This window comes from Actinopolyspora biskrensis, from assembly GCF_013408175.1.
In the GTDB taxonomy this organism is placed as follows: domain Bacteria; phylum Actinomycetota; class Actinomycetes; order Mycobacteriales; family Pseudonocardiaceae; genus Actinopolyspora; species Actinopolyspora biskrensis.
Map to the genome: position 1 here is coordinate 288,897 of NZ_JACBYW010000004.1, position 21,653 is coordinate 310,549.

Annotated in this window: 18 protein-coding genes; 7 read left to right on the forward strand and 11 right to left on the reverse strand. The window is 71.0% G+C overall.

The genetic code is table 11. The features are described from left to right. Positions 1–129 precede the first annotated feature (129 nt). From FHR84_RS12390 to FHR84_RS12415, 6 genes are all read right to left on the reverse strand, one after another. Entirely contained in the window at positions 130–711 is a 582-nt protein-coding gene (locus FHR84_RS12390) for a TetR family transcriptional regulator (protein ID WP_179535639.1), read from the reverse strand. Then, the gene (locus FHR84_RS12395; protein ID WP_179535640.1) at positions 708–1,715 is read right to left on the reverse strand and encodes an aldo/keto reductase; all 1,008 of its coding nucleotides are present in this window, start codon (positions 1,713–1,715) and stop codon (positions 708–710) included. The genes FHR84_RS12390 and FHR84_RS12395 overlap by 4 nt, the downstream gene beginning before the upstream one ends. A 185-nt stretch (positions 1,716–1,900) precedes the next feature. Beyond that, on the reverse strand, positions 1,901–2,731 hold the full coding sequence (locus FHR84_RS12400; RefSeq protein WP_179535641.1) for an MOSC domain-containing protein: 831 nt from the start codon (positions 2,729–2,731) through the stop codon (positions 1,901–1,903). A gap of 42 nt (positions 2,732–2,773) precedes the next feature. Next, positions 2,774–3,496 (reverse strand): DUF5710 domain-containing protein, encoded by a 723-nt coding sequence (locus tag FHR84_RS12405; RefSeq protein ID WP_179535642.1) that lies wholly within the window; start codon positions 3,494–3,496, stop codon positions 2,774–2,776. Positions 3,497–3,498: 2 nt separating this feature from the next. Then, positions 3,499–4,281, reverse strand: a complete 783-nt coding sequence (locus FHR84_RS12410; protein WP_179535643.1) for an exonuclease domain-containing protein — start codon at positions 4,279–4,281, stop codon at positions 3,499–3,501. 159 nt (positions 4,282–4,440) lie between these two features. Then, a complete protein-coding gene (locus FHR84_RS12415; protein ID WP_179535644.1) occupies positions 4,441–5,106 on the reverse strand; it encodes an esterase/lipase family protein in 666 nt (221 codons plus the stop codon). A 338-nt stretch (positions 5,107–5,444) separates the two neighbouring features. Here FHR84_RS12415 and FHR84_RS12420 point away from each other — a divergent pair, with 338 nt between their 5' ends. Next, positions 5,445–8,177 carry a helix-turn-helix transcriptional regulator gene (locus tag FHR84_RS12420; RefSeq protein ID WP_246300504.1) on the forward strand — a complete coding sequence of 911 codons (2,733 nt, stop codon included), beginning with the start codon at positions 5,445–5,447 and terminating at the stop codon, positions 8,175–8,177. Between the two features lie 330 nt (positions 8,178–8,507). Further along, on the forward strand, positions 8,508–9,353 hold the full coding sequence (locus tag FHR84_RS12425; RefSeq protein WP_179535646.1) for a formate/nitrite transporter family protein: 846 nt from the start codon (positions 8,508–8,510) through the stop codon (positions 9,351–9,353). Positions 9,354–9,453: 100 nt separating this feature from the next. On the opposite strand, the gene FHR84_RS12430 is transcribed toward FHR84_RS12425, so the two are convergent. The 3 genes from FHR84_RS12430 to FHR84_RS12440 form a co-directional block, all read right to left on the reverse strand. Next, on the reverse strand, positions 9,454–10,572 hold the full coding sequence (locus FHR84_RS12430) for a hypothetical protein (protein ID WP_179535647.1): 1,119 nt from the start codon (positions 10,570–10,572) through the stop codon (positions 9,454–9,456). 111 nt (positions 10,573–10,683) lie between these two features. After that, positions 10,684–11,019, reverse strand: coding sequence for a DUF8129 domain-containing protein (locus FHR84_RS12435; protein WP_179535648.1), 336 nt, complete (start codon positions 11,017–11,019; stop codon positions 10,684–10,686). Between the two features lie 38 nt (positions 11,020–11,057). Next, complete coding sequence (locus FHR84_RS12440) at positions 11,058–11,276, reverse strand: hypothetical protein (protein ID WP_179535649.1); 219 nt, start codon at positions 11,274–11,276, stop codon at positions 11,058–11,060. 219 nt (positions 11,277–11,495) lie between these two features. Between FHR84_RS12440 and FHR84_RS12445 the strand changes: the two genes are divergently transcribed. Together FHR84_RS12445 and FHR84_RS12450 are read left to right on the forward strand one after the other, a co-directional pair. Then, a complete protein-coding gene (locus tag FHR84_RS12445; protein ID WP_179535650.1) occupies positions 11,496–13,463 on the forward strand; it encodes an IucA/IucC family protein in 1,968 nt (655 codons plus the stop codon). Beyond that, positions 13,460–15,490 (forward strand): IucA/IucC family protein, encoded by a 2,031-nt coding sequence (locus FHR84_RS12450; protein WP_218862777.1) that lies wholly within the window; start codon positions 13,460–13,462, stop codon positions 15,488–15,490. The genes FHR84_RS12445 and FHR84_RS12450 overlap by 4 nt, the downstream gene beginning before the upstream one ends. A gap of 78 nt (positions 15,491–15,568) precedes the next feature. Here FHR84_RS12450 and FHR84_RS12455 read toward each other — a convergent pair whose 3' ends face one another. Both FHR84_RS12455 and FHR84_RS12460 read right to left on the reverse strand, forming a co-directional pair. Beyond that, entirely contained in the window at positions 15,569–17,113 is a 1,545-nt protein-coding gene (locus tag FHR84_RS12455; protein WP_179535651.1) for a hypothetical protein, read from the reverse strand. Between the two features lie 521 nt (positions 17,114–17,634). After that, positions 17,635–18,294 carry a TetR/AcrR family transcriptional regulator gene (locus FHR84_RS12460; protein ID WP_246300505.1) on the reverse strand — a complete coding sequence of 220 codons (660 nt, stop codon included), beginning with the start codon at positions 18,292–18,294 and terminating at the stop codon, positions 17,635–17,637. A 258-nt stretch (positions 18,295–18,552) separates the two neighbouring features. Here FHR84_RS12460 and FHR84_RS12465 point away from each other — a divergent pair, with 258 nt between their 5' ends. The 3 genes from FHR84_RS12465 (at position 18,553) to FHR84_RS12475 (ending at position 21,642) form a co-directional block, all read left to right on the forward strand. After that, positions 18,553–19,926, forward strand: a complete 1,374-nt coding sequence (locus tag FHR84_RS12465; protein WP_343075252.1) for a carboxypeptidase regulatory-like domain-containing protein — start codon at positions 18,553–18,555, stop codon at positions 19,924–19,926. A 124-nt stretch (positions 19,927–20,050) separates the two neighbouring features. Then, positions 20,051–20,686, forward strand: a complete 636-nt coding sequence (locus tag FHR84_RS12470) for a TetR/AcrR family transcriptional regulator (RefSeq protein ID WP_343075253.1) — start codon at positions 20,051–20,053, stop codon at positions 20,684–20,686. A gap of 11 nt (positions 20,687–20,697) precedes the next feature. After that, a complete protein-coding gene (locus FHR84_RS12475; protein ID WP_179535653.1) occupies positions 20,698–21,642 on the forward strand; it encodes an ATP-binding cassette domain-containing protein in 945 nt (314 codons plus the stop codon). The last annotated feature ends 11 nt before the right edge of the window (positions 21,643–21,653 follow it).

Below are 21,653 nucleotides of genomic sequence, written 5' to 3' on the forward strand. Positions count from 1 at the left end.
CGCAGGTTAGCAGCGAATTGTGTGCAACCAAACGGTGTCGGTCCTCTCGCCGGTCCGGCGTTCCCCGGGGGAGGGTTCCGCGAGCCCCGGTGCTGCGTCTGTTCGACCCGTGGCGCGCCGCGGAACTCCCTACCGCCCTTCGAGCCCGTCGCGCAGCAGCGCCCAGACCTCCTCGAAGTGCCGGTCGAGGTTCGGGTCGTCCCACTCCGCCGCGTGCGCGGGGTGGTGGAACCGGGTGGTGGCCGACAGCATCGCCCGCGCCGTCCCGTGGGGATCGTCCACCGCGAACTCCCCGCGCCGCACGCCGTCGGCGACGATCCGGGCGAGCATGCCCACCAGCGTCTCGAAGTGGGTCGACACGACCTCCCTGCTCTCGGTGGCCAGCCCGTAGTAGGTCGCGAAGAGCTCGGGGTCGTGGCCGGCCATGTCGCGCTTGGTCGTGCTGAGCAGCCGCAGCCACCGCCGGATCCGCTCCGTGGCGGGCGCGTCCTCGGTGACCACCGGGTGCAGGGGGACGCAGATCCGTCGCAGCCAGCGCTCGGCCACGGCGTCGCGCAGGGCGGCCTTGTTCGGGAAGTGGCGGTACACGCTGCCGTGGCTGACACCGAGTGAGCGGGCGACGTCCACCACCGTCGTCTTCCCCGGACCGAAGCGGCGGAGGGTGTCCTCCGCCGCCTCGAGGACCCGTTCCGCCGTCAGCGTCCCGGTCACGAGGTCCCGTCCCGGCCGCCGCGTTCGCTGTCGAGCAGTGCCATCCCGTGCTCGTCGTAGCGCTGCCCCGCCGCGGACTCGGGAGGGACCGCTCGTTCGATCGCGGCCACGTCCTCCGCCGTGAGCCGCAGGTCCAGTGCGCCGAGGGCCTCGTTGAGCCGTTCCCTGCGTCGTGCCCCGACGAGCGGGACGATGTCCTCGCCCTTGGCCAGCGCCCAGGCGATGGCGACCTGGGCGACGTCGGCGCCCTTCTCCTCGGCCACGGAGCGGAGCTGTTCGACGAGCCCGAGGTTGTGGTCCAGGTTCTCGCCCTGGAACCTGGGGAAGCGCGACCTCGGGTCCTCGTGCTGGTTCCTGTCCCAGCGGCCGGACAGCAGCCCCCTGGAGAGCACCCCGTAGGCGGTGATCCCGATCCCGAGCTCCCGGCAGGCGGGCAGGATCTCGGCCTCGATGCCGCGGGAGAGCAGGGAGTACTCGATCTGCAGGTCCACGATCGGGTGCACCGCCGCCGCGCGGCGGATCGTGTCCGCGCTCACCTCGGACAGGCCGATGTGCCGGACGTGTCCGGCCTCGACCATCTCGGAGATCGCGCCGACGGTCTCCTCGATGGGAACCCGCGGGTCGAGGCGGGCGGGCCGGTAGATGTCGACGTGGTCGGTGCCCAGGCGTTGCAGGGTCTGGGCCAGCGAGTTCTTGACCCCGGCAGGACTCCCGTCGAACCCGACGAGGTCCCCGTGCGGGTCACGCATCGCTCCGAACTTGACGCTGAGGCGCAGCCGGTCCCTGTCGTGCCGCCGCAGGGCTTCGCGGAGCAGGAGCTCGTTGTGGCCGCTGCCGTAGAAGTCGCCCGTGTCCAGCAGGTCCATGCCCGCCTCGATCGCGGCGTCGATGGTGGCGTGGCTCTCCGCGGTGTCGGCGGGGCCGTAGAAGTCGGACATGCCCATCAGGCCGAGCCCGAGCGGGTGCACGGAGGGGCCGGTGGCTCCGAGAGCGCGTTGAGTCATGCCACCACCATCGGCGGACAAATGACAGTTGTCAAATTCTGTTATCAGTGGGCGAACTCCGTTGCCGCTGCTCGAGCCCCGCCGTTGCTCGAGGTGCCCTCCAACGCTCCCAAGACGCCGACTCACGCGATGGCCACCCGGCCACGCACGCGAGGTCCCGCCACGAGTCGCAGGAGTTCCTCGGCTCAGAGCTCGGAAACACCCCACTCGGCGACTCCGAACTCGTCCCCCACGGAGAGCTCGCCCGCGCGCAGCACCGCGAACTTGCTGCCGAAGGCCACCCCGCTGCCCGCCGTGCGCCGGTACTCGGCGAGCACGCGCAACGGCTCGGGCCCGTCCTTGCGGCCGCTGGTCTGCTCGACGGTGGTGACCGCGCAGCGCTTGGCGAGCTTGGCGTAGCCCAGCTCCACGTCCCCGGAGGCGCTCCTGCGCACCAGGTCCTCGGTGTGCGGCTCCCGCCAGCCCGCCACCACGATGTTCGGGCGGAAGCGGTCCATCGGCAGCGCGGGAAGCCCACGGTCGATCAACCGCTCGTTCATGCCCCGCAGGGACTCCTCGGAAACGACCAGGACCGGGCAGCTGTCCGCGTAACCGGAGGTGCCCTCGGTGCGCCCGTCGGTCACCCGGTCGTGTTCCGGGGGGACGCGCACGAGCCTGCACCGGGTGCCGAGCACCGCGGAGAACCACTCGGCGGCCGCGTCCCCCTGGTCGATGCCCAGGTAGCCCGTCCCGTGCAGCTCCACCTCGGAGCGCTCCGTCGCCGTGTCGTCCACCTCGATCGTCACCGGCTCGGCATCGGGGGCGTGCAACGTCAGCCGCGTGCCGTCCGGGTCGATCTCGGGGCGGACGACGGCCATGCGGGGGTTCTTGCGCTGGCTGCGGAAGCCGCCCCGCTCGTCGACGACCATGAAGCCGCGGTCGTGCCGCAGTCCGGCGGGGGTCAGCTCGGCGCTGTCGACCGCGATGCCCGCGCAGCCCTTGACCGGGTAGTAGACGAGTTCGGTGATCTCGGCCATGCGGCGAGCCTAAGGGGTGCCCGCGCCGGAGCACGACCTGATTCAGCCGAACCGCCGCGTTCCGCCCGCGGTGCCGCCGCCCAGCGTCCGCGCCGCGACGTCCGGTCGCCGCCCGGCTTCCGGTGGAGTGCGCAGCGTTATCCCGGCGTCGGTCAGCATGCTCAGGTCCAGGCTCCACTCGATCCGCGACCTGCGGGACCAGAGCTCGAAGGCCGCCGCCACGTGCTCCTCGGCTGCGGCCTCGCTCATGCCGGTGACCGCGCACAGCTGCCGCCTGGCCTCTTCTTCGACCCCGCGCACCTGGGCGAGCCCGAAGTGGGTGACGGTGTGGCAGCCGTCGCACAGGCAGATCAGCCTGCGCAGCGCCTGGACGCGCTCGGCCTCGTCGTAGTGCCACCGCTCGTGCGCCTCCAACCGGCGCCGGGACTTCGCGTCCTGGGCGGCCCCGCAGATCTCGCACCGCCACCCGGCACGCCTGGTGATCATCCGGCGCAACCGCTCCCAGTCCCGCGGGGCCGTGCACGAGCGCACGTTCGTGAACCAGCAGGTGGTGGGCACGAGATCGACGAACAGCCCGGCACCGAACGTTCGGTCCTCGCCGGGCAGCAGCTCGGGGACCTCCGGCAGAGCGGTCCAGGGACGCAGGGCCTCCATGCCCTCGCGCGGGGCGTACCAGCGCTTCTCGGCGGGGTCCCAGCGCGCTCCCGCCGCCTTCGCCGCGTCCTTCTCGGCGAAGGGGACGTCGAGCCAGATCCGCTCGACCAAGGTCAGACCCCGGCACCCGTGGTCGGAAGCGCGGGCTGCCGCAGCGGCCAGCCCTCGGCCTCGAGCCGCACCTGGGCCGCCCGGGTCCGCAGCCGCTCGGCCTCGGCCTCGTCGTCGGTTTTGCTCGCCTGCTTCTCGAGATATCCCGCGAAACCGCGCGTCTGGGACCGGTACCACTCGACCTGCTGCTCGTGCAGTGCGCGCGGTTCGACGTCGCCGATCTGCTCGGGATAGCTCTTGGCCAGCCGCCACGCCAGCCGCGCCGCCGCGATGGCGTCCCCAGCGGAGGTGTGCGCTTCCCCGGCCTTGACCCGGTGGTGCTCGCACAGGGCGGCCAGCGTGCGCTTGCCCTTGCGGTAGCGGTCCACGTGGCGGTCCATGCAGAGCGGATCGACCACAGGCCCACCGAGCGGCAGCGAGCTGCCCAGGTGCCTGCGCGACTCCGCGTCCAGCAGGGACAGGTCGAAGCTGGCGTTGAACGCGATCAGCGGTGTCGTCGGCGACCACTGCGCGGCCAGCGCCTCGGTCATCTCGGCGACCACGGTCCCGACGGGTCTGCCGTGCGTGCGGGCGTGCTCGGTGTCGATTCCGTGAACCTCGGTGGACTCCGCCGGGATCTCGATTCCCGGGTCCGCCAGCCAGCTCGTGCACTCGGCCGGGTGCCCCGGAGTCACGGAAACCAACGTCGCGGTCACGATGCGATCCGTTTCGGTGTCGGTTCCCGTCGTTTCCAGGTCGAGGGCAAGCAGCGGACCGTCGGCCCACGACGTCGCGGAATCGTTCATGAATCCGAAGGTATCCGACGGTGCCGACTCCGAACAGCCGCCACCCTGGTGGTGTCCCCCGCGGGCACAGCGCGAAGGAGCGCCGCGCACGGACGATGCCGTGCGCGGCGCTTGTCGGAGCGGCCCCGCCGCGGGGTGCTCGTTGATCTCCTCCGCTGGTCAGGCCTCCAGGAAGTCGACCACCTCGCCGAGCGTCGAGGTGTCGCTGAGGAAACCGATGTGCGTGGTGCAGGTGGTGCGGTTGTTGTCCGCGCCCGTGACGCGGGTGTTGGTGTAGGGAATGATCACTCCGTCGCAGGCCGAGTACCAGGTGGCGTACTCGGAGTCGCCGGGAGTCCGGTCACCGGAGTTGAGCTGTTCCTCGAAGTCCGATCCCGGGGTCATCTCCTGGCAGGAGGCGTTGTACAGGCACGTGCTCGCGGAGGTGGTCCCCCGGTTGGCTCCGGCCAGCGAGGCCCAGTGACCCACGTCGGTGTGGCCGCCGAGCTCCTTCATGTACCAGCGGCTGACGAGCCCGCCCATGGAGTGATTGACGATGTCCACTTTGTCCGCCCCGGTCTCGGCGAGGACGTTGTCGACGTATCCGGCCAGTTCGGCCGCGCTTCGCTCGTTCGACTGACTCCAGTCGTACTCGAAGGAGTGCAGCTGGGAGTCCGAGTACCCGCTCAGTCTGAACTGGGCCTCGGCCGCGGTCCAGTTGGAGGCGCTGCCCGAGTACCCGTGCACGAACACGACGGGGTTCGGTTCCGCCGCGTTGGCCACGGCGGGAAAGCCGAACGCCGCCAGGGCGACGCTCGCGAGCAACAAGCCGAGTTTCCTGCGCATGAAGTCCTCCTGGTGGGTTTTCGACAGGACGCGCCGAGTCTCCGACCGAGGAGGAGGCGGACACATCGGTGAAATCACCGGTGTGTGTTCTCCGGAAATTTTTCCGGAGTACATCCGCGGTTGGTTCGAGCGAGCCACCCCGGGGCCGTCCTCTCCGGACCCTGCGCCCCTTCGGCGCGTCGGCGTCGAAACGCACCACCCGAGCCACCGGCACCGCCGCGGGAGGCCCCGCTCGTCGAGCAGCTACGAGGACCGAGCCGGAAAAACTCCAACGGGAAGAGTGCTTGATGCTCCGGTTGTACCTTTCCGGAATCGTGACCACCGGAGACACTGTTGCCATGTCGGACGGGAACACCGGTCGGGCCGGACGGTCGACCCGGTTGCACGGCCGTGAGGACACAGTGGACGAGCTGCGGGAGCGGAGCGCCCGCGCCGCGGAAGGCAACGGCGCGGTCGTGGTGCTGACGGGACCGCGCGGAAGCGGGAAAACGACCCTGCTCGAGCGGGTGGCTCGTGATACCGGCTTCGCCGCCGTCGACCTGTGCGGAGTCCGCGCCGAGCGCGATCTCCCGCTGTCCGGGCTGGCTCGGCTGGCCACTTCGGACGACGCCGGTCCGGAAGCGGTGTGCTCGCCCGAACACGACGAGATCGCGTGCTGCACCGCGTTGCTCCGGGAGCTGACCACCCGCTGTCGCCGCGGTCCCGTGCTCCTCCGCGTGGACGACGCCGGGTTGGTGGACCCCGCCTCGCTGCGGGTGCTGGGGCTGCTCGGACGCAGGCTCCACCGGTTGCCGCTGCTGCTCGTGTTCGCGGTGGAAACCGATCCGCTGGGGCGGGAGCCCGCGACGGAGCCGCTGGAGGGTTTCGACCGGATAGCCCTCGGACCGCTGGACGAGTGGGCCGGGGCGCGGCTGCTGCGCGAACGCGCGAGATGCTCGCCCGCTCCCGAGGCGGTCGAGGACGCGCTCGCTCGTTGCGGCGGGCTTCCGCTGGCCCTCTCGGAGGTCGCCGAGTCCCTCACCGCGGAACGGGCGGCCGGGCTCGCTCCTCCGCGACTTCCGCCGGACGGCAGGCTGCTCACCGAAGCGGGAAACGAGCTGCGCGGGCTCGCGCCTTCGGCACGCAGGTTGGCGCTGCTGCTGGTGGTCGGGGAACGGTTGAGCCTGGAAACCGTGCACCGCGCGGCCCCCGAGGACTCGGCCGCCCCGGGAGCGTGGCGCGAACTCCTCGGTGCGGGGCTGGTGCACGTCTCCGAGCGGACGGTGCGCTTCTCCTGCGAGCTCGTGCGCGTCGGGCTGCTGGACCGGGTCTGTCCCGCGGAGTCACGGGAGGCGCACCTCCGGCTGGCCGAGGTCTTCGAACGCGACGGGGACCGGGCGAGGGCCGTCCGGCACCGCTGCGCGGCGGGGGAGGACCTCGGCGGTCGGCTCCCCGCGGAACTGGCCGAGGCCGCCGAAACGGCGAGCGGGGTCCGTGACCACTCCGCTGCCTCCGAGCTGCACGAGCTGGCCGCGGCCCACTGCGCCGAGGGCGACGACAGGGCGGAGCGGCTGCTCGCGGCGGGGCGCGAGGCGTGGGCGGACGGGGATACGCGACGGGCCCGCGCCCTGTCCCGCCGTGCCGGTCCGCTGGTTCGCGAGGTGCGGACCCGTGCGGCGAACGAGCTGCTGCGCGGTGGGCTCGAGCTCTGCGACGGCGACCCGGACACGGCGCGGAGAAGCCTCACCACCGCGGCCGAGGCCCTGCTCGGCACCGACAGGAAAGCGGCGTTCCGGGCGCTGATGCTGGCCGGGGAGGCCAGCTGCGTCACCGGTGACTACCGGGGCTACTACGCGCTGGCCGAGCGGGCCGAGCAGTTGAGGTCCCGGGAGGAGACCGCCGAAGTCACGCTGATGCTCGAACACTTCGAGGGCATGTCGGCGACCTTCCGGGGCAGGCACGCGGCAGCCGTGCCCCCGCTGCGGCGGGTGGTGCGGCTGGCCGGCTCCGCGGTCGATCCCATGTCGGTCATCTGGGGCAGCCAGGCCGCGTTCACGCTCGGCCTGCTGGAGACCTCCCGCGAACTCGCCCGGCGGGCGCGCGGCCTCGCGCACCGGAACGGGGACACCGCTCAGGAACCGTGGGCCTGCGTCTACGGCTGTCTTTCCGCGCTGGCGCTGGACCGGTATGCCGAAGCCGACGCCGCGGCTCTGGAGGGGCTGCGGCTGGCCAGGGCGTTCGGGCAGCGGAACCGGGCGGTCGACCACCTGGTCCTGTTGGCGCTGGTGGCCGCGCTGCGCGGAGATCTAGAAACGGTGCGGGTCCGCCTGGACCGGGCTTGCGCCGAGGAGATGTCCGGCAGGGGGCTCGGACGGCCGGACGCCTTCGTCAGCTGGGGAGCGGCCTGCGCCGAGCTCGCCCACGGCAGGCCGGCCGAGGCGACCAGACAGCTGCGGCTGATGAGTTCGGGAGCCGGTGGTTTCAACCCGGCGGTGGGGGTGCTCGCCGCTCCGCACTTCGTGGAGGCCGCCGTCTCCTGCGGGGAGTTCGAGAGCGCGGGGCGGTTGCTGACGGCTTTCGACCGCTGGGTGTCGTCCACCGAGAGCCCGGCGCGGCTGGCGCTGTCCCACCGGTGCCACGCGCTGCTCGCCCGGCGGACCTCCGAGGCGGAGGAGCGGTTCCGGACCGCTGTGGAGCTGCACCGGGGCAGCGGGAGCTCACTGGAGCTGGCCAAGACCGAGCTGCTGTACGCCGGCCGGCTGCGCAGGGCGCGCAGACCCACCGACGCCAGGGAGCTGCTCGGCGAGGCCCACACCATCTTCCTCCGATACGGAGCCGAGAGGTGGGCGGACAGGGCGCGGGCCGAGCTCAGAGCCGCCGGACACACCGTCCCGGGAGGCGACGGGGCCGCCGTCCCGGAGTTGACGGGACAGCAGTCCCGCATATCGGCCCTGGTGGCGGAGGGGGCGACCAACCGTGAGATAGCGGAGCGGCTCTGCATCAGCGAACGCACCGTCGAACACCACCTGCGCAACGTTTTCGTCAAGCTCGGTGTGCGCTCCCGGGTAGAGCTGACCAGGATGCTGGGCTGACGTTTTATAACCCATAGCAGCACTTCGCGTGGTTGGCCGGGTAGCCGTCACGTGAGTCGGGGCCTTGCTGCGTCGGAGGGCACCTCGAGTAGCGGCCTACGCCACGTGCCCTCCCCGCCTCGCGATGCATCCGACTCACGCACCGGGGTCCCCGCGCTGCGTAGGCTCCAAGCGCTCGGGGCAGACGAAGCCTTTTGCTAGAGGTTCTTGGAGAGTGCGTGGAGCGGGGCCGTCCCCGGTGCGGGCCGGTTCGTCGGGCGTGGTTCCGCGATCGCCCGCACAATGAGTCCGCGCGTTTGCCGAGTCGAGCGACGACGGTGCGGAAGGCCGATGGCTACCGGAGATCAGGACGACGACCAGCTGCGGACCGACAGCAAGGGCAGGCACCCTCCGCTGCGCGAGGACGAGGTGGAGCGGGCGTTCGACGCGATCGTGGCCCGTGGTCGTCCGAGACTCTTCCGGACCTTGCCCGAGCTGCTGGCCAGCGGAGTCATAGCCGGGGTGGAGATATCGCTGGGAGTGCTCGCCTTCCTGGCCGTCGAGGAGGCCACCGGCAGCGAGCTGCTGGCCGGGTTGGCCTTCGGGGTGGGCTTCATAGCTCTGCTGCTGGGCAACAGCGAGCTGTTCACCGAGGGGTTCCTGGTTCCGATCGCCGTGGTGCTCGCGAAGGAGGCGGGCTGGTGGCGGCTGCTGCGGTTCTGGGGGATCACGCTGGCGGGGAACCTGTTCGGGGGTTGGCTGAGCATGTGGATGGTGGTGGTCGCCTTCCCGGGGCTGGGGTCCGCGGTCGTGGCGACCGGGCGCACCTTCGCCGAGTCCGGTTTCACCCTGCGCACTTTCCTGCTCGCCGTGCTGGCCGGAAGTGCCATGACCCTGCTGACCAGGATGCGCATCGGCACCTCCGACGACGTGGCACGCGTGATCGCCTCGCTGACCACGGCTCTGCTGGTGGCGGGGTTGAGCATGTACCACTCGGTGCTGGACACCCTGTTCCTGTTCGGAGGCATCCACGCGGGCGCGGGCTACGGCTACGGGACGTGGGTGGCGTTCTTCGGCTGGACCGTGCTGGGCAACGCCGTGGGGGGCATAGGGCTTACGAGTTTCCTGCGCCTGGTGCGCAGCCACGAGCGGCTCTACGAGTGGCGGCGCACCGCCCCGGCGAGCAACCGCCCCTGAGCACGCTTCGGCGCAGGCAGCGGGACCCGGGCACCGCCCCGGGGATCCGGGCAGCTCCCCTCCCGGAGGTGGGCGGAGCCCGGCCGCCGGGCCGACCGCGTTACTCCTCGCGCTGCTCGGCCTGTTGCTGGCTCTCCCTGCGCTGGGCCTCCCGGTACCCGTAGGCGGCACGGCGCACCGTGGCGTCGTCCTCCAGTCCGGAGCCCAGGGCGCCCGCGGCCACGCCCATCGAAGCGGCTCCCCAGGCCAGCCCCAGGTAGTCGCCGAACGAGGTGGTGCCGCCGAGCTTGCTGCTCAGCAGCTGGGGGTCGATCAGCATCAGCGCCAGGGCCAGGTTCACCAGGAACAGCGTGACGTACATCAGCCCGACCCCGATCGTGACGGTCGTCGCGGTCGAGGCGTTGTAGAGCACGCGCTGCTCCCGGTCGTGCGAGTGGTGCGGTTTCTCCCACAGGTGGTGGGTGAGGATCAGCCACGCGACCATCAGCGCGATCACACCGGCGACGACGACTCCGCGGCGCGCCGGTCCCACCAGGTCGCCGATCTGCCAGACCGTGCTCGAGGTGAGCCCGAACACCGAGGTGGCCAGGGAAGCGGCCACCGCCCCGGACATGCCCAGCACGAGACGCCACGGCGTGTTGCTGCGCACCATCCCGGAAAGCAGCCGCAGGCGCCCGCGCCACTTCGTGGCCCGGTAGCGCACGGAGACGGCCTTGCCCTCCGGCTTCTCCCTGCGGATGGGGGCGAGCAGCTCGGTCAGCTCGCTGTGCAGGCCACGCCTTCTCCTCCGGGGCCGCTCGTCGGCGGGTTCCGTTCCGCTCGACTCCTCGGTGGCCCTGAGGATCTCGTCGACGGCCTGCAATATCATCTGACGCGCCCGGCGGCGCGGCTGGAGCCCACCGAGCGCGGGCAGCGACACGAGTCCGACGCGGGGGTGTTCCTCACCGATGTTGGCCAGCACCGGCCGACTGCTGGTGCGCAGCGGCAGGTCGGTGACTCCGATCGCGTAGTCCCAGCGCTGTGCCGCGCGTTGGTTCTCGATGGCGTCGAGGATGTCCTTGCCCTTGCTGCGCCCCGCCACCACCGGATCGCACACCACCTCGACGACCCACTCGGACCCGCCGATGTGCGCTTCGAGCTGTTCGGGCAGCTGCTGTGCCAGCGCCCTGGCCACGTGATCGGGGGAGTCCGGATCACTGATCAGGCCCAAACGCGGCATTGACCTCGCTCCCTGGGAGAAGTTCGCTGGTCGGGTCGGCGGGGTGCTCGCCCGGCGGAGCCCCGGTTCGTGGAACCGGGAGCTCTCCGCGTGTGGACCCGCTCGTGGGCGTCACCGGTGTTCGATGCCGTATCCGGAACGGCTCGAGGTGCCGTGCATGGTGGGGCGGTCGGAGCTGCGCGGCGCCTTCGGGGTGACGTCGGAGCCGGACCTGCTGTGCTCCGGCTCGTCCGAGGGTTTGCCCTCACCGCCCTCGGTGGGCGTCGCGCCCTGTTCGAGTTCCTCCAACCGCGCGTTGAGCAGTTCGATCACCTGCGGCCGGTTCGCGTGGGCGCGCTCGTGCTCGACCAGGGTGTTGAGCTGTTCCTCGTCCAGCGAGCGGATCCGGTGCTGCATCGTCGTCAGCGGAAGTTCGTCGAACTCGGGGATGGGGAGTTGTTCCGTCACGGCGGACTCCTTCGTTCCGAGAGGATTCCTGGGGGACTTCAGGCGGACACGACCGGGGCGACCCAGCCGTCGTCGGTGGTGGTCCAGTCGGCGCTGCGGTTCCAACCCGCCGCGAGCAGCTCGTCGTCGGCGTGCAGCGGTTCGGACACGGTCTTGGGCAGCTCCAGCTCGACGATCTCGGCACCGCGGTCGTCACGCACGATCACCGAGGGGCTGGCCACCTCGTCTCCCAGCCTGAAGTGAGCGGTGTTGGCCATTCCGGGTCCTCCAACAGGTCGTTCGTCCGGGCTCGCCTCCACTCGCGGTCGCCCGCCTTCGTCTCGGGTACCCGGTTCCCGCTCTGTTTAAGCGTCGTCGGCACGTGCTCCGCGACCACGGGTGCCCCGGCCCGTGGTGGTGCCGCGGGGCCGCCCGGCGGCTACGCAAAGCGAGTGACGGGAGTTGCCCACGGGTACCCCGAAGATCAGCATGAGGGGGTGGACAGTGATCACGTGGTTCCGGCCACGAGCGTCCCGAGCGGCACCGCGGGGGCGGGGCGCGGTGGTGACAGGCGCGCTTCGGCTCGGTGGACCGTCCTGTCCAGGCTGGTTTCCGCGCTGGTGCGCGAGGGGCGGCTCGATCCGGCCGAGGCGGCCCGCCGCGGGGTGTTCCTCCACACCCGGACCGTCACCGGAACGGGCAGACGGGAGCTTCGCGCGCCCGTTTCCGCTTCCCCGTGGACGACCGGGGCGCGGGGCGTCCCGCACGATCCGGTGGAGTTTCTCGACGTGCTCCGGCGGGCCGGACTGGTGGAGGACGATCCGGAGGCCTGGCTGGGCTTGCGTGCCGATGTGGCCGACAGCGTCTCCGGGCTCGCGCGTGCCCGGCGTGCGTACGAGACGCGCGCCGGGAGGGTGCGAGCCGTGTCCGGGGGGCGCTCGGCCGTGCGGGCGCACCCCTTCTCCGCGCTGGTGCGCGCGTTGCGCGTCGACGAGGGGGCGGACGACCCGCTGCTGACCGCTTTCGAGCAGTGGGTGGTGGACGGTCACCCCATGCAGCCGGTAGCCAAGATCAAAACCGGGATGTCGCCGGGTGAGGCGCGGCGCTACGCCCCGGAGTTCGGGGCCGAGTTCGACCTGCGGCTGGTCGCGGTGCCCCGGCGGCTGGTGTCCGGGGCCGACTCGGCGGGCGGGAGCGATCCGGTGGAAGCGGTCCGCCGGGAGCTGCGTCGGACCCTGCCGGGAACGGCCGAGTCCGCGGAGTCCGAAATGGCGCGCAGGGGGCTCGTTCCCGGCGAGCACGCGTTGATCCCCGTGCATCCGCACCAGCTGCGGCACGCGCTGCCACGGCTGCACGGTGCCGCGCTCAGCAGCGGAGCCGTCACGGTGCTGTCCCGTTCCGTTCCGGCGCGTCCGCTGATGTCGACGCGCACGCTCGACGTGCGCGAGCGCGGCGAACGCGCCGGGCTGCACGTCAAGACCGCGCTCGAGGTGCGGCTGACCGGGGCGGTACGGGGAGTTTCCGGGGAGGCGGTGCACAACGGCCCGCGACTTTCGGGGCTGCTGGACGAACTGGCCGCCGCGGATCCCGCTCTCGCACCGCCCGACCGGCGGGGCGGTTCGGGTTTCGCCGTCTGCCGGGAGCTGGTCGGGATACGCCACGATCCGACGCTGCTCGGGGAGCGGGCCGCGGAGTCCCCGGAGCTGTCCAGGGCCAGGAACCGTTCCCTGGGGGCGATCCTGCGCGAGGACCCCGCGGAGTCGACGAGCGCGGGGGAGGTCGCCTTGCCGGTGGCCGCCCTGCTGGCCCGTTCCCCGCTGACCGGACACACCCTGATCCACGATGTGCTGACCGAACGGCACTCCGCGGGCGGAGCGGGGAGCGGCAGCGCCCCCTCCCGCGTCGAAGCGGCCCGCCGCTGGCTGGGAGCGCATCTGGATCTGGGGATCTCCCCGCTGCTCACCCTGCTGGTGCGGTACGGGATCGCGCTGGAGCCGCATCCGCAGAACACCGTGCTGGTCCTGCGCGCCGGAGTGCCGAGGTCGCTGCTCGTGCGCGATCTGGGCGGGGCCCGCGTGCTGCGGGAGCGGCTGGGACGTTCGGGCCGCCGTCCGCGGCTGCTGGAGGGGTCGGCGCTGTGGTGCGACGGTCCGGAAGCGCTGCGGAACAAGCTGTTCTTTCCGCTTTTCGTCAACCACCTGGGTGAACTCGTGACCGCGCTGGCCGCGGCGGCGGGGTGCCCGGAGCGGGTGTTGTGGCGGGTGGTCTCCGACCGGGTGCGGAGCTGTTTCGCGGGGCTGATCGAGGAGGCCGGGTCCCCCGCGGAGGCCGCCGACGCTCGCGAGGACGCCGGGGCGCTGCTGAACGAACCGTGGCCGTTGAAGACCATGCTGACGATGCGGTTGTCCGGGCTGGTGACCGAACAGCGCTACGTTCCGGCTCCCAACCCGCTGGCCCTGCCTTGAGCGGCTCCTTCGCGGTGTGCGCGGGCAGCGGCACGCTGAACTCCCGCGAGGCCGCCGTGCTGGCGGAGTTGCGCCGGCGGGACGCGGAGCTGTCGCGGCGCTGGTCGCAGGCCCTGCCGGAGGCCCGCGCGGAGACCGCGCGCGGTTTCCTCGGGGCGCTGCTGCGGGAGGACGCCCCGGGGGTGCGGGGACACGCCACCGCTTTCCGGTGGCCTCCGCGACCGGACGGCGCGCACGGCTTCCCGGCCGCGCTGCTGGAGAGGTTCGCGGATGGCGCCGGAACCCTGGTGGTCGTGCGGGCCCCCGGTTGCCGCGCCGTGGCGGCACTGCGGGAGGAGGAAGCGGGATTCGGGCTCGGCCGGGTGTCCACTCCGGTGCTGGTGGAGCGGGACGGCGGCGTTCTCGCGCTGGAACGCGCCGAACGGTTGATCGACGTGTTGCGGGACAACGATCCGAGCGCGCACTGGGAGCGGATGCGGGAGGAGCTCGTGGATTCCGCGTGCAACCTGGCGCTGTCCGGGGTGCTGGTGGAACGGGCGCGGAAGCGCTTGCTCCCCTCCGGGGCGCGACCGGACGGGATGAACCCGTTGAGCGCGCTGGCCGCGGGGCGCCCGGGCCGCGACGTCGCCCTGGAGCTGGACACGCTGACCGGAGAGGGGCACAGCACCCACCCCTGCGGCAAGGTGCGCCTCGGCTTCTCCGCCGCGGATTCCCTCGCCTACGCACCGGAAAGCGGTGCGTACGTCGAGATCGGACTGGTCGCCGTCAGCCGGAGCCTCGTGCGCTCGACCGAGGACGCGGGGCGACGTTCGGTCGGCGACCTGCTCGGGGCCCACTTCCCCCGGTTGCTCGCGTGCGCGGTGCGGGAACTGCGTGAGCTGGGCAGGGACCCGGACGACTACGCCCTCGTGCCGGTCCATCCGTGGCAGCGGCGCAACGTGCTCGCGCGCGAGTACGCCGGGGAGCTGCGTTCGGGGGAACTGGTCCCGCTCCGAGGTGCTCGGCTGCCCTGCAGGCCCACCCTGTCGATACGCACCCTGGTCACGGCCTTCCCCGGTAGGCGCGGACGACGGCTGACGATCAAGACCTCGCTGGACGTGCTGCTGACCTCCACCCGGCGCACGATCTCGCCCGAGACCACGCGGGACGCTCCGGGCACGAGCGCGCTGCTGCGGGAGCTGCTGGACCGCGATCCGGTGTCGGCGGGCAAGGTGGGGACGGTGTCCGACCTGGCGGGCATCGCGTTCGCCCCTCCGGAGGGAGGTGCGAGTGGTTCGGCCCGTCTGCGCGGGCTCTCCGCCCTGCTGCGGGAGGACCCGGCCGACCAGTTGAACGACGCGGGCGAGCATCTGGTTCCCGCTTCGGCGCTGCGGGCGCCGTCACCGGTTTCCGACGGGACCCTGCTGGCCGATCTGGTGGACGAGCTGGCCGCGCGCACGGCCACGAGCGGGGTCGCGGCCGGTGAGCGCTTCCTGCGGAGCTACAGCGAACTGCTGTTCTCGGCGACCCTGCCGCTGCTCTCGCGTCACGGCATGGCGCTGGAGGCGCACATGCAGAACACCCTCCTGGTCGTCCGCGGCGGCGAACCCGTCCGGTTGCTGCTGCGGGACTTCGCCGGGATGCGGGTGCACCGCGGTCGGATGCGCGCGGCCGGGTGGAACAGCGCGGCACGCCACGCGCGGGCGACGGTGGTGGAGCACGTGGAGCAGCTGCACGCCAAGCTGGCCCACTCCGTGCTGCAGGTCAACCTGGCTGAGGTGGTCCGCTCGCTGGGCGAGTTCCCCGGGGCCGCCCAGCGGGGGGCGTGGGATGTCGTGCGTTCGGTGCTCGTCGAAACGGCCGAGCGGGTCGCCGCAACCGGCGGCGGCGAGGAAGCGCGTTCCGACCTCGCCGCCTTGCTCGCGCCGACGCTCCCGCAGAAGGCCCTGGCCACCATGCGGCTGCGTTCCGCGACGGAGGACGTCCACCGCCCGCAGCCCAACCCGCTGCACCGGTCCGGGGCCGTGTCCGGCCGGACCGGGACGTGACGGTTCGTCGTCGCGTCCCCGGCCGCGGGGAGCACCGCGTTTCGCCGGGGGACCACGGCGCGGAGGGGCTGCGTTCGTTCAGTCCACGGGTTCGATCGTGAGGTGTGCGGGTTCCGTCCACGGGGAGTCGATGTTCCACGCCGGATCGGGCCCGGGGCCCATCACCCTGTGCAGGACGTAGTCCACCTCGCGCGGCTCGGTGGGGGTGAAGTTCCGGTAGTTGGCCCGCAGCACGGAGGAGGTAACCGGGCCTGCTTCGTCGATCCGCTTCCGGATCTCGGGCGCGAGATAGCCCCGGTCGGCCAGTCCGTCCACCACGGCGCACTCGCAGAAGTAGGCGAGGGTGCCGATTTCGCCGGGACTGCGCACCGTGCCTTCCCCGACGATGTCACCGACCATCTCGCCTATCCGCGCGTAGTCGGAGGGCTTGGCCCAGTTCGTCGTGATGGAGGCGTGCTTCCAGGGGGTCCCGGTGTCGAGCACGACGCGCGCCTGGTTGACGACGACACCCGCACCGAGGGCGACCACCATCGTCGTGGCCAGCAGCGGAAGCGCGCTCCGCTTCACAGCGACCGTGGTGGCCACCGCTCCGACGGCCGCGGCCCCGAACACGGACAGTCCGATCATGCTCGGCACGTAGTACCAGTGGTAGGGCGGTACGCCGAGCAGGGTGTAGACGTAGAAGTGCGCGGCTCCGCCGAGCCCCAGCAGTGCCCACGGGTGGATGTCGCGCGCTCCCGCGCGGCGCAGCGAACGGGTGATCAGCCACACGGGAAGCGCCACGGCACCGAGGACGGCCGCGCTGAGGGCTGCCGCCGTCGCCGCCGGGTATGCCGTGTAGTACAGCTGCAGGCCGTTGCCGAAGTCCCAGTCCCCCCAGTGCTCCTGGAGCTGCTTGATCACGAGCGTGTCCGGTACGGCCGATCCGAAGGCCCACCAGCTGAAGGCGAACCACGGCAGCGCGGCAGCGCAGCCGGGAATCAGCCACCGCCACCACTTGCGCCACAGGCTCGGTCGGCCGATGAGCAGCGCGAGGACGAATACCCCCAGGTCCAGTCTCGTGAGAGCCAGCAGCCCCGCGGCCGTCCCGAAGAGCACGCGGTTGTGGCTCGTGGCGCCGAGCAGCAGCAGGCCGAGCAACGCGGAGGCCAGCGTCATCTCCAGGCCCGCCGAGGAGAGCAGGAACGGGTTGAGCAGCACGAGCAGGGTGCCCAATAAGCCCGTGAACCACGGTAATCCGCTGTGCCGGGCGGTCCGGTGCAGGGAGTGGGCCAGGGTCGCGTTCGCCAGCACGAACACGACGCCGAGCGCGAGGACCGGCTGGCGCAGCAGGAAGGTGAAGGCCGCCAGTACCAGCACGTTCAGCGGGGAGGTGGCGGTGTTGGCGAACTCCTGCTCGATCATCCCCCAGTGCCCGTGGAAAGCGAGGTTCCGGGCGTAGTCGATGGTGATGTAGGCGTCGTCGGTCAGTCCTCCACGGATCAGGAGGAACAGCGCGGCGGCCAGTGCGCCCACACCTCCCGTGGTGAACAGTGCTCTTCGATCACGTGCTCTGTTCTCGTACGGGTTTCCCTCCCCGGAGTGTTCTTGCTGCGTTTCGTGCGCTGTTTCGGCGATCGCCACCGCTACTCCTCTCGTCGACGAAACAGAGTGAGGCGCTCGGGATGGATGCCGTCATAGGTTCGCAGCTGTTCACTCGAGTGTGGTCGGCGGTGTGTGTTTTGGAGTCTTTCGTGTCAAGGACCATAGCGTGTGGCGCACGAATCCGCTCGATCGTTCGACAGTTCAGTATGTCGTGTATCACTCTCGGTGATCACCACTGCGGAACGTCCCCACTCGGGCCCAGGGAGCGCGGACAGGGCTGTCATCCGCTCGTCCGGTCCGGTCACCGGTCAAGCGGCGCGGCCGTCTTCCACCACCCGAGCAGGCCGATCCGCGGACTCTTCTGGAACTTCCGGCGAAAGGCTGCTTCCGACGCGAGCGCTTCAGCCCGCGCAGGACGAGAAGCTCCGGTGCGTGAGTCGGATGCATCGCAAGGCGGCAGGGCACCGTGGCGTAGGCCGCTACTCGAGGTGCCCTCCGACGCAGCAAGGCGCCGACTCACGTGACGGCTACCCGACCGGCGCGCGAAGTTCGGTCATGAGCTATTGCTCGTTCGGGCGCAGTCCTCGGTGCAGCCGCTCGAAGGCCTCGTCCATGTACTCGTGCAGGCTCGAGTCCGATTCGGACTCCTGCCACGCCTGCACCGAGACGCGCAGCGCGGTGATCGCGGTGGCGCCGACCAGGCGGACGTAGGGGTCCTCGCAGGAGGTGCCCGTTTTCCTGGCCAGGCCTTCCACCAGGGAGGACTCCATGGCTCGGAACGCGGTGACCACGCGTTCGATCAGTTCGGGGTTCTCGCGCAGGATCACCGCCTGGTCGCGCCAGGTGGAGCCGCTCATGGCCGTGTTCATGGCTTCTCCGAGCACGGCCTGTGCCGTCCGCAGGGGCTCTTCGGCGTCGGGGCGGGCCAGTACGCGTTCCGGTGTGTTCGTGATCGTTTCCTGGTCCCAGGGGACGAGCACTTCCTCCTTCGAGGTGAAGTAGTTGAAGAACGTCCTGGGGGAGACTTCGGCGTGGGCGCAGATGTCCTCGACCGTGACCGCGTTCGGACCGCGTTCGCGGAAGAGGCTGACCGCCGCTCGTTGCAGTGCCTGGTGCGTCGCGCGTTTCTTGCGTTCGCGCAGTCCGCCGGTGCCCACATCCGCGCCGGTGGATGCCGTGCTTCCGGTTGTTCGCGGCGCTGTGTGCGCTGGTCTGGCCATCGTGTGGCTCTCCCTCGCTGCGGCTGTGGCCACTGGGCGGCTGAGCTGGGGGTTCATCGTAGTCGCGGCGTCCGATGACGGACAAACCGGTCACTCGCCGATGTGTGCATTGTTGCATTTTTGCAGTGCCTGCACGAAAAGTGCTACGATCGTTCCCGTCATTCGACGCGCTGTCGCGCAGGCGGTCGCCGGGGGTCCGCGGCCCGCTGTCCGTGGTTGATCGCGAATCGGTTCCCGAACTCGTGGTGAGGAGTGTTGGTGTCCGAAGAGCAGCCGAAGCAGTTGGCTCGAAAGCTCGTCTCGACGCTGTGGTTCCCGATGTTCTTCATCGTCGGGTTCATGGTGTGCTACCTGTTGCCGTTCCACGCTCCTCAGCCGCGCGACATGTCCGTGGCTGTGGTCGGTGAGCAGAGCGCCGAACGGCTCGAGACCGCGCTGAACAGGTCCGTGCCCGACGGCTTCGACGTGACGGCGGTTCCGGACGAGCAGGCCGCGAGGCAGTCGGTCAACGACAGGGAGGCGACCGCCGCGTACGACCCGGCCAACGGCGAGCTGTTCTACGGCTCGGCCAACGGCAAGGCGAGCATGCAGATGCTGCGGCAGGTCTTCACCCCGGTCGCGCAGCAGTCCGGTCAGCAGCTGACCACCACCGATCTCGTGCCCACCGCTCCCGGCGACGTCATGGGCACCGGCCTGTTCTACTGCCTGATGGCGATAAACATCCCGCCCTACATAGCGGTGATGATGTTGCTGCGGGCGGAGCTGACCACCAGGCAGAAGCTGGGCTCGCTGGTCGGTGTCGGCGTCCTGGGGACGTTGATCGTCTACGGGACCGCCCTGTCGCTGGACGTCATCCACAACGATCCGCTCCTCCTGCTGGTCGGTTTCCTGCTCACCCAGGCCATAGCCTGGACCACGTTCGGCCTGGTCCCGTTCGTCAAGCAGTTCATACCCGGTGTGGCCATGGGGCTGTTCGTCCTGCTGAGCCTCCCTTCCAGTGGCGGGGCGATCCCGAAGGAACTGGTCCCCGGCTTCTTCCAGTCGTTGCACCTGGTCATGCCGCTCGGGCAGGCCGTGCACGCGATGCGCGGGATCCTCTACTTCGACGGAACCGGGGCGCTCGGAGCCACGCTCGGGCTGTCCGCCTGGGTGCTGCTGGGCGTGGCGTTGGTGGTGCTCAACCAGGTGCTCGTGCGGCGCCGGTCCCGAACCGGCTCGGCCGGGGAGTCCGCCGCGGACACCGGAGGCGGGTACGAGCACGTGGACGACAGCGACGTCACCGTCGACCCGGCGCTGGAGGCCCCGGAGCCGGTGCACCGCCGGACGCTGGCCGGTTCGGTCACCGACGGGTCCGGGGCCGCCGTGCCGGGGGCGAGCGTGACCGTCACGGACGGGCGTGGAGTGCAGCTGGCGAGGATGCTGACCTCCCCCGACGGCGGTTACAAGGTGCAGGAGTTGCCGGAGGAGCCGGTCACGGTGGTTGCCTCGGCTTCGGGGATGCAGCCCGCCGTCGATCGACTGGCGGCCCGCGTCGGCCGGGTGGAGCGCTGTGACTTCCTGCTCGACCCCGAGGCGGGGAGCCGCAGCGTGCGCCCGAGCCGCGTGGACGCGGCGATGGCCGGTCGGGGCTGAGTCCCGCACCGGGATCCGGGGCGGATCGGCCCGCCGGTCGCCCGTCCCGGATCCGCCGTGGAGGTGTCCGCGCGCACACCCGGATCGCATTGATGAGTGAGTGCTCACTCAGTATGCTGTCCGTGTGAGCACGAACCGGCCTCGGCGCAGGGCGCCCGCGATGAGCTCGGAACAGCGGCGGGACGAGATCGTCCGGGCCACGCTGCCGCTGCTGGTCGAACAGGGGCCCAACATCACGACCCGCTCGATCGCACAGGCGGCCGGAGTGGCGGAAGGAACGATCTTCCGGGTCTTCGCGGACAAGAACGAGCTGCTGCAAGCCTGCGTGTCCGAGGCTTTCCGCACCGACGAGGCGTGTGGGCGGATCAGGGGAATCCCGCCGGAGCAGGACTTGGCCGATCGGCTGAGCCGGGCTTCCTCGATCGTGTTGGACTACTTCCACCGCCTGGGCGGGCTCGTCCACAATCTCTCCGATTCGGAGTACGACGTGCATCGGCACCGGAAAGCCGAACAGCACCACTCCGAGGGCGGGCCGCAGTTCGTCCGGGACCTGATCGACGCCTGCGCGGAACTGGTGGCCCGGGACGAGCACAGGTTCCGCATGCCGCCCGGCGATGTCGCCCGGATGTTGCTCGGGCTGTTGATGAGCACGCGATTCGAAACGACCACCCCGGAAGGCGAGCAGTCCGCGATCGAGTCACGCATCGACGTGCTGCTCAACGGGGTACTGGCCGAACCGGGCCAGCACGAACACCGCTGAAGAAGGACGTTATGACAAGACCACCCATCGAGGTCGAGCACGTCAGCAAGGAGTTCGGCAAGTTCAGGGCACTGGACGACGTGAGTCTGCAGGTGCCGCGGGGATCGGTGCTGGGGCTGCTGGGGCACAACGGCGCGGGCAAGACCACGCTGGTCAACATCCTGAGCACCCTGTCACCGCCGACGAGGGGGACGGCGCGCGTGGCGGGCCACGACGTGGTCCGGGAGAGCAGGAGCGTCTGTTCCCGCATCGGCCTGACCGGACAGTTCGCCGCGGTCGACGAACAACTGTCCGGAATGGACAACCTGGTGCTCGTGGCCAGGCTGCTGGGGGCGGGCAAACGCGCGGCCAAGAACCGCGCCGAGGAACTGCTCGAACTGTTCGAACTGACCGAGGCGGCCAAGCGGCCCGCGCGCAACTACTCCGGCGGTATGCGGCGCAGGCTGGACCTGGCCGCCAGTCTCGTCGGGCACCCGGACGTGATCTTCCTGGACGAGCCGACCACGGGGCTGGACCCGTCCAGCCGCATGGGGTTGTGGCGGATCGTGGAGAACCTGGTCGGCGACGGGACCACGGTGCTGCTGACCACGCAGTACCTCGACGAGGCCGACAGGCTCGCCGATTCCATCACCGTGCTGTCCAGCGGGCAGGTCGTCGCCTCGGGAACGGCCGAGGAGCTCAAGGCCGAGGTGGGGCAGCGGACCGCCACCGCGACGCTGGCCGACCCCGCCGACGCGGAGCGGGCCGTGAACGCGCTGAGCGCGAGCGGGATGAGCCCGGTGCACGACGCGGAACGGCACGTGATCACCACGCCCGTGGCCGCCTCGCACGAGCTCGCCGTGGTCGTACGCGCGCTGGACGAGGCCGGCATCGAGGTGAGCGGGCTCGGACTGGGCGAACCGACTCTGGACGACGTCTACCTGACCCTGGCCAACTCCGCGCACCAGGCGGCGTGACACGACGATCG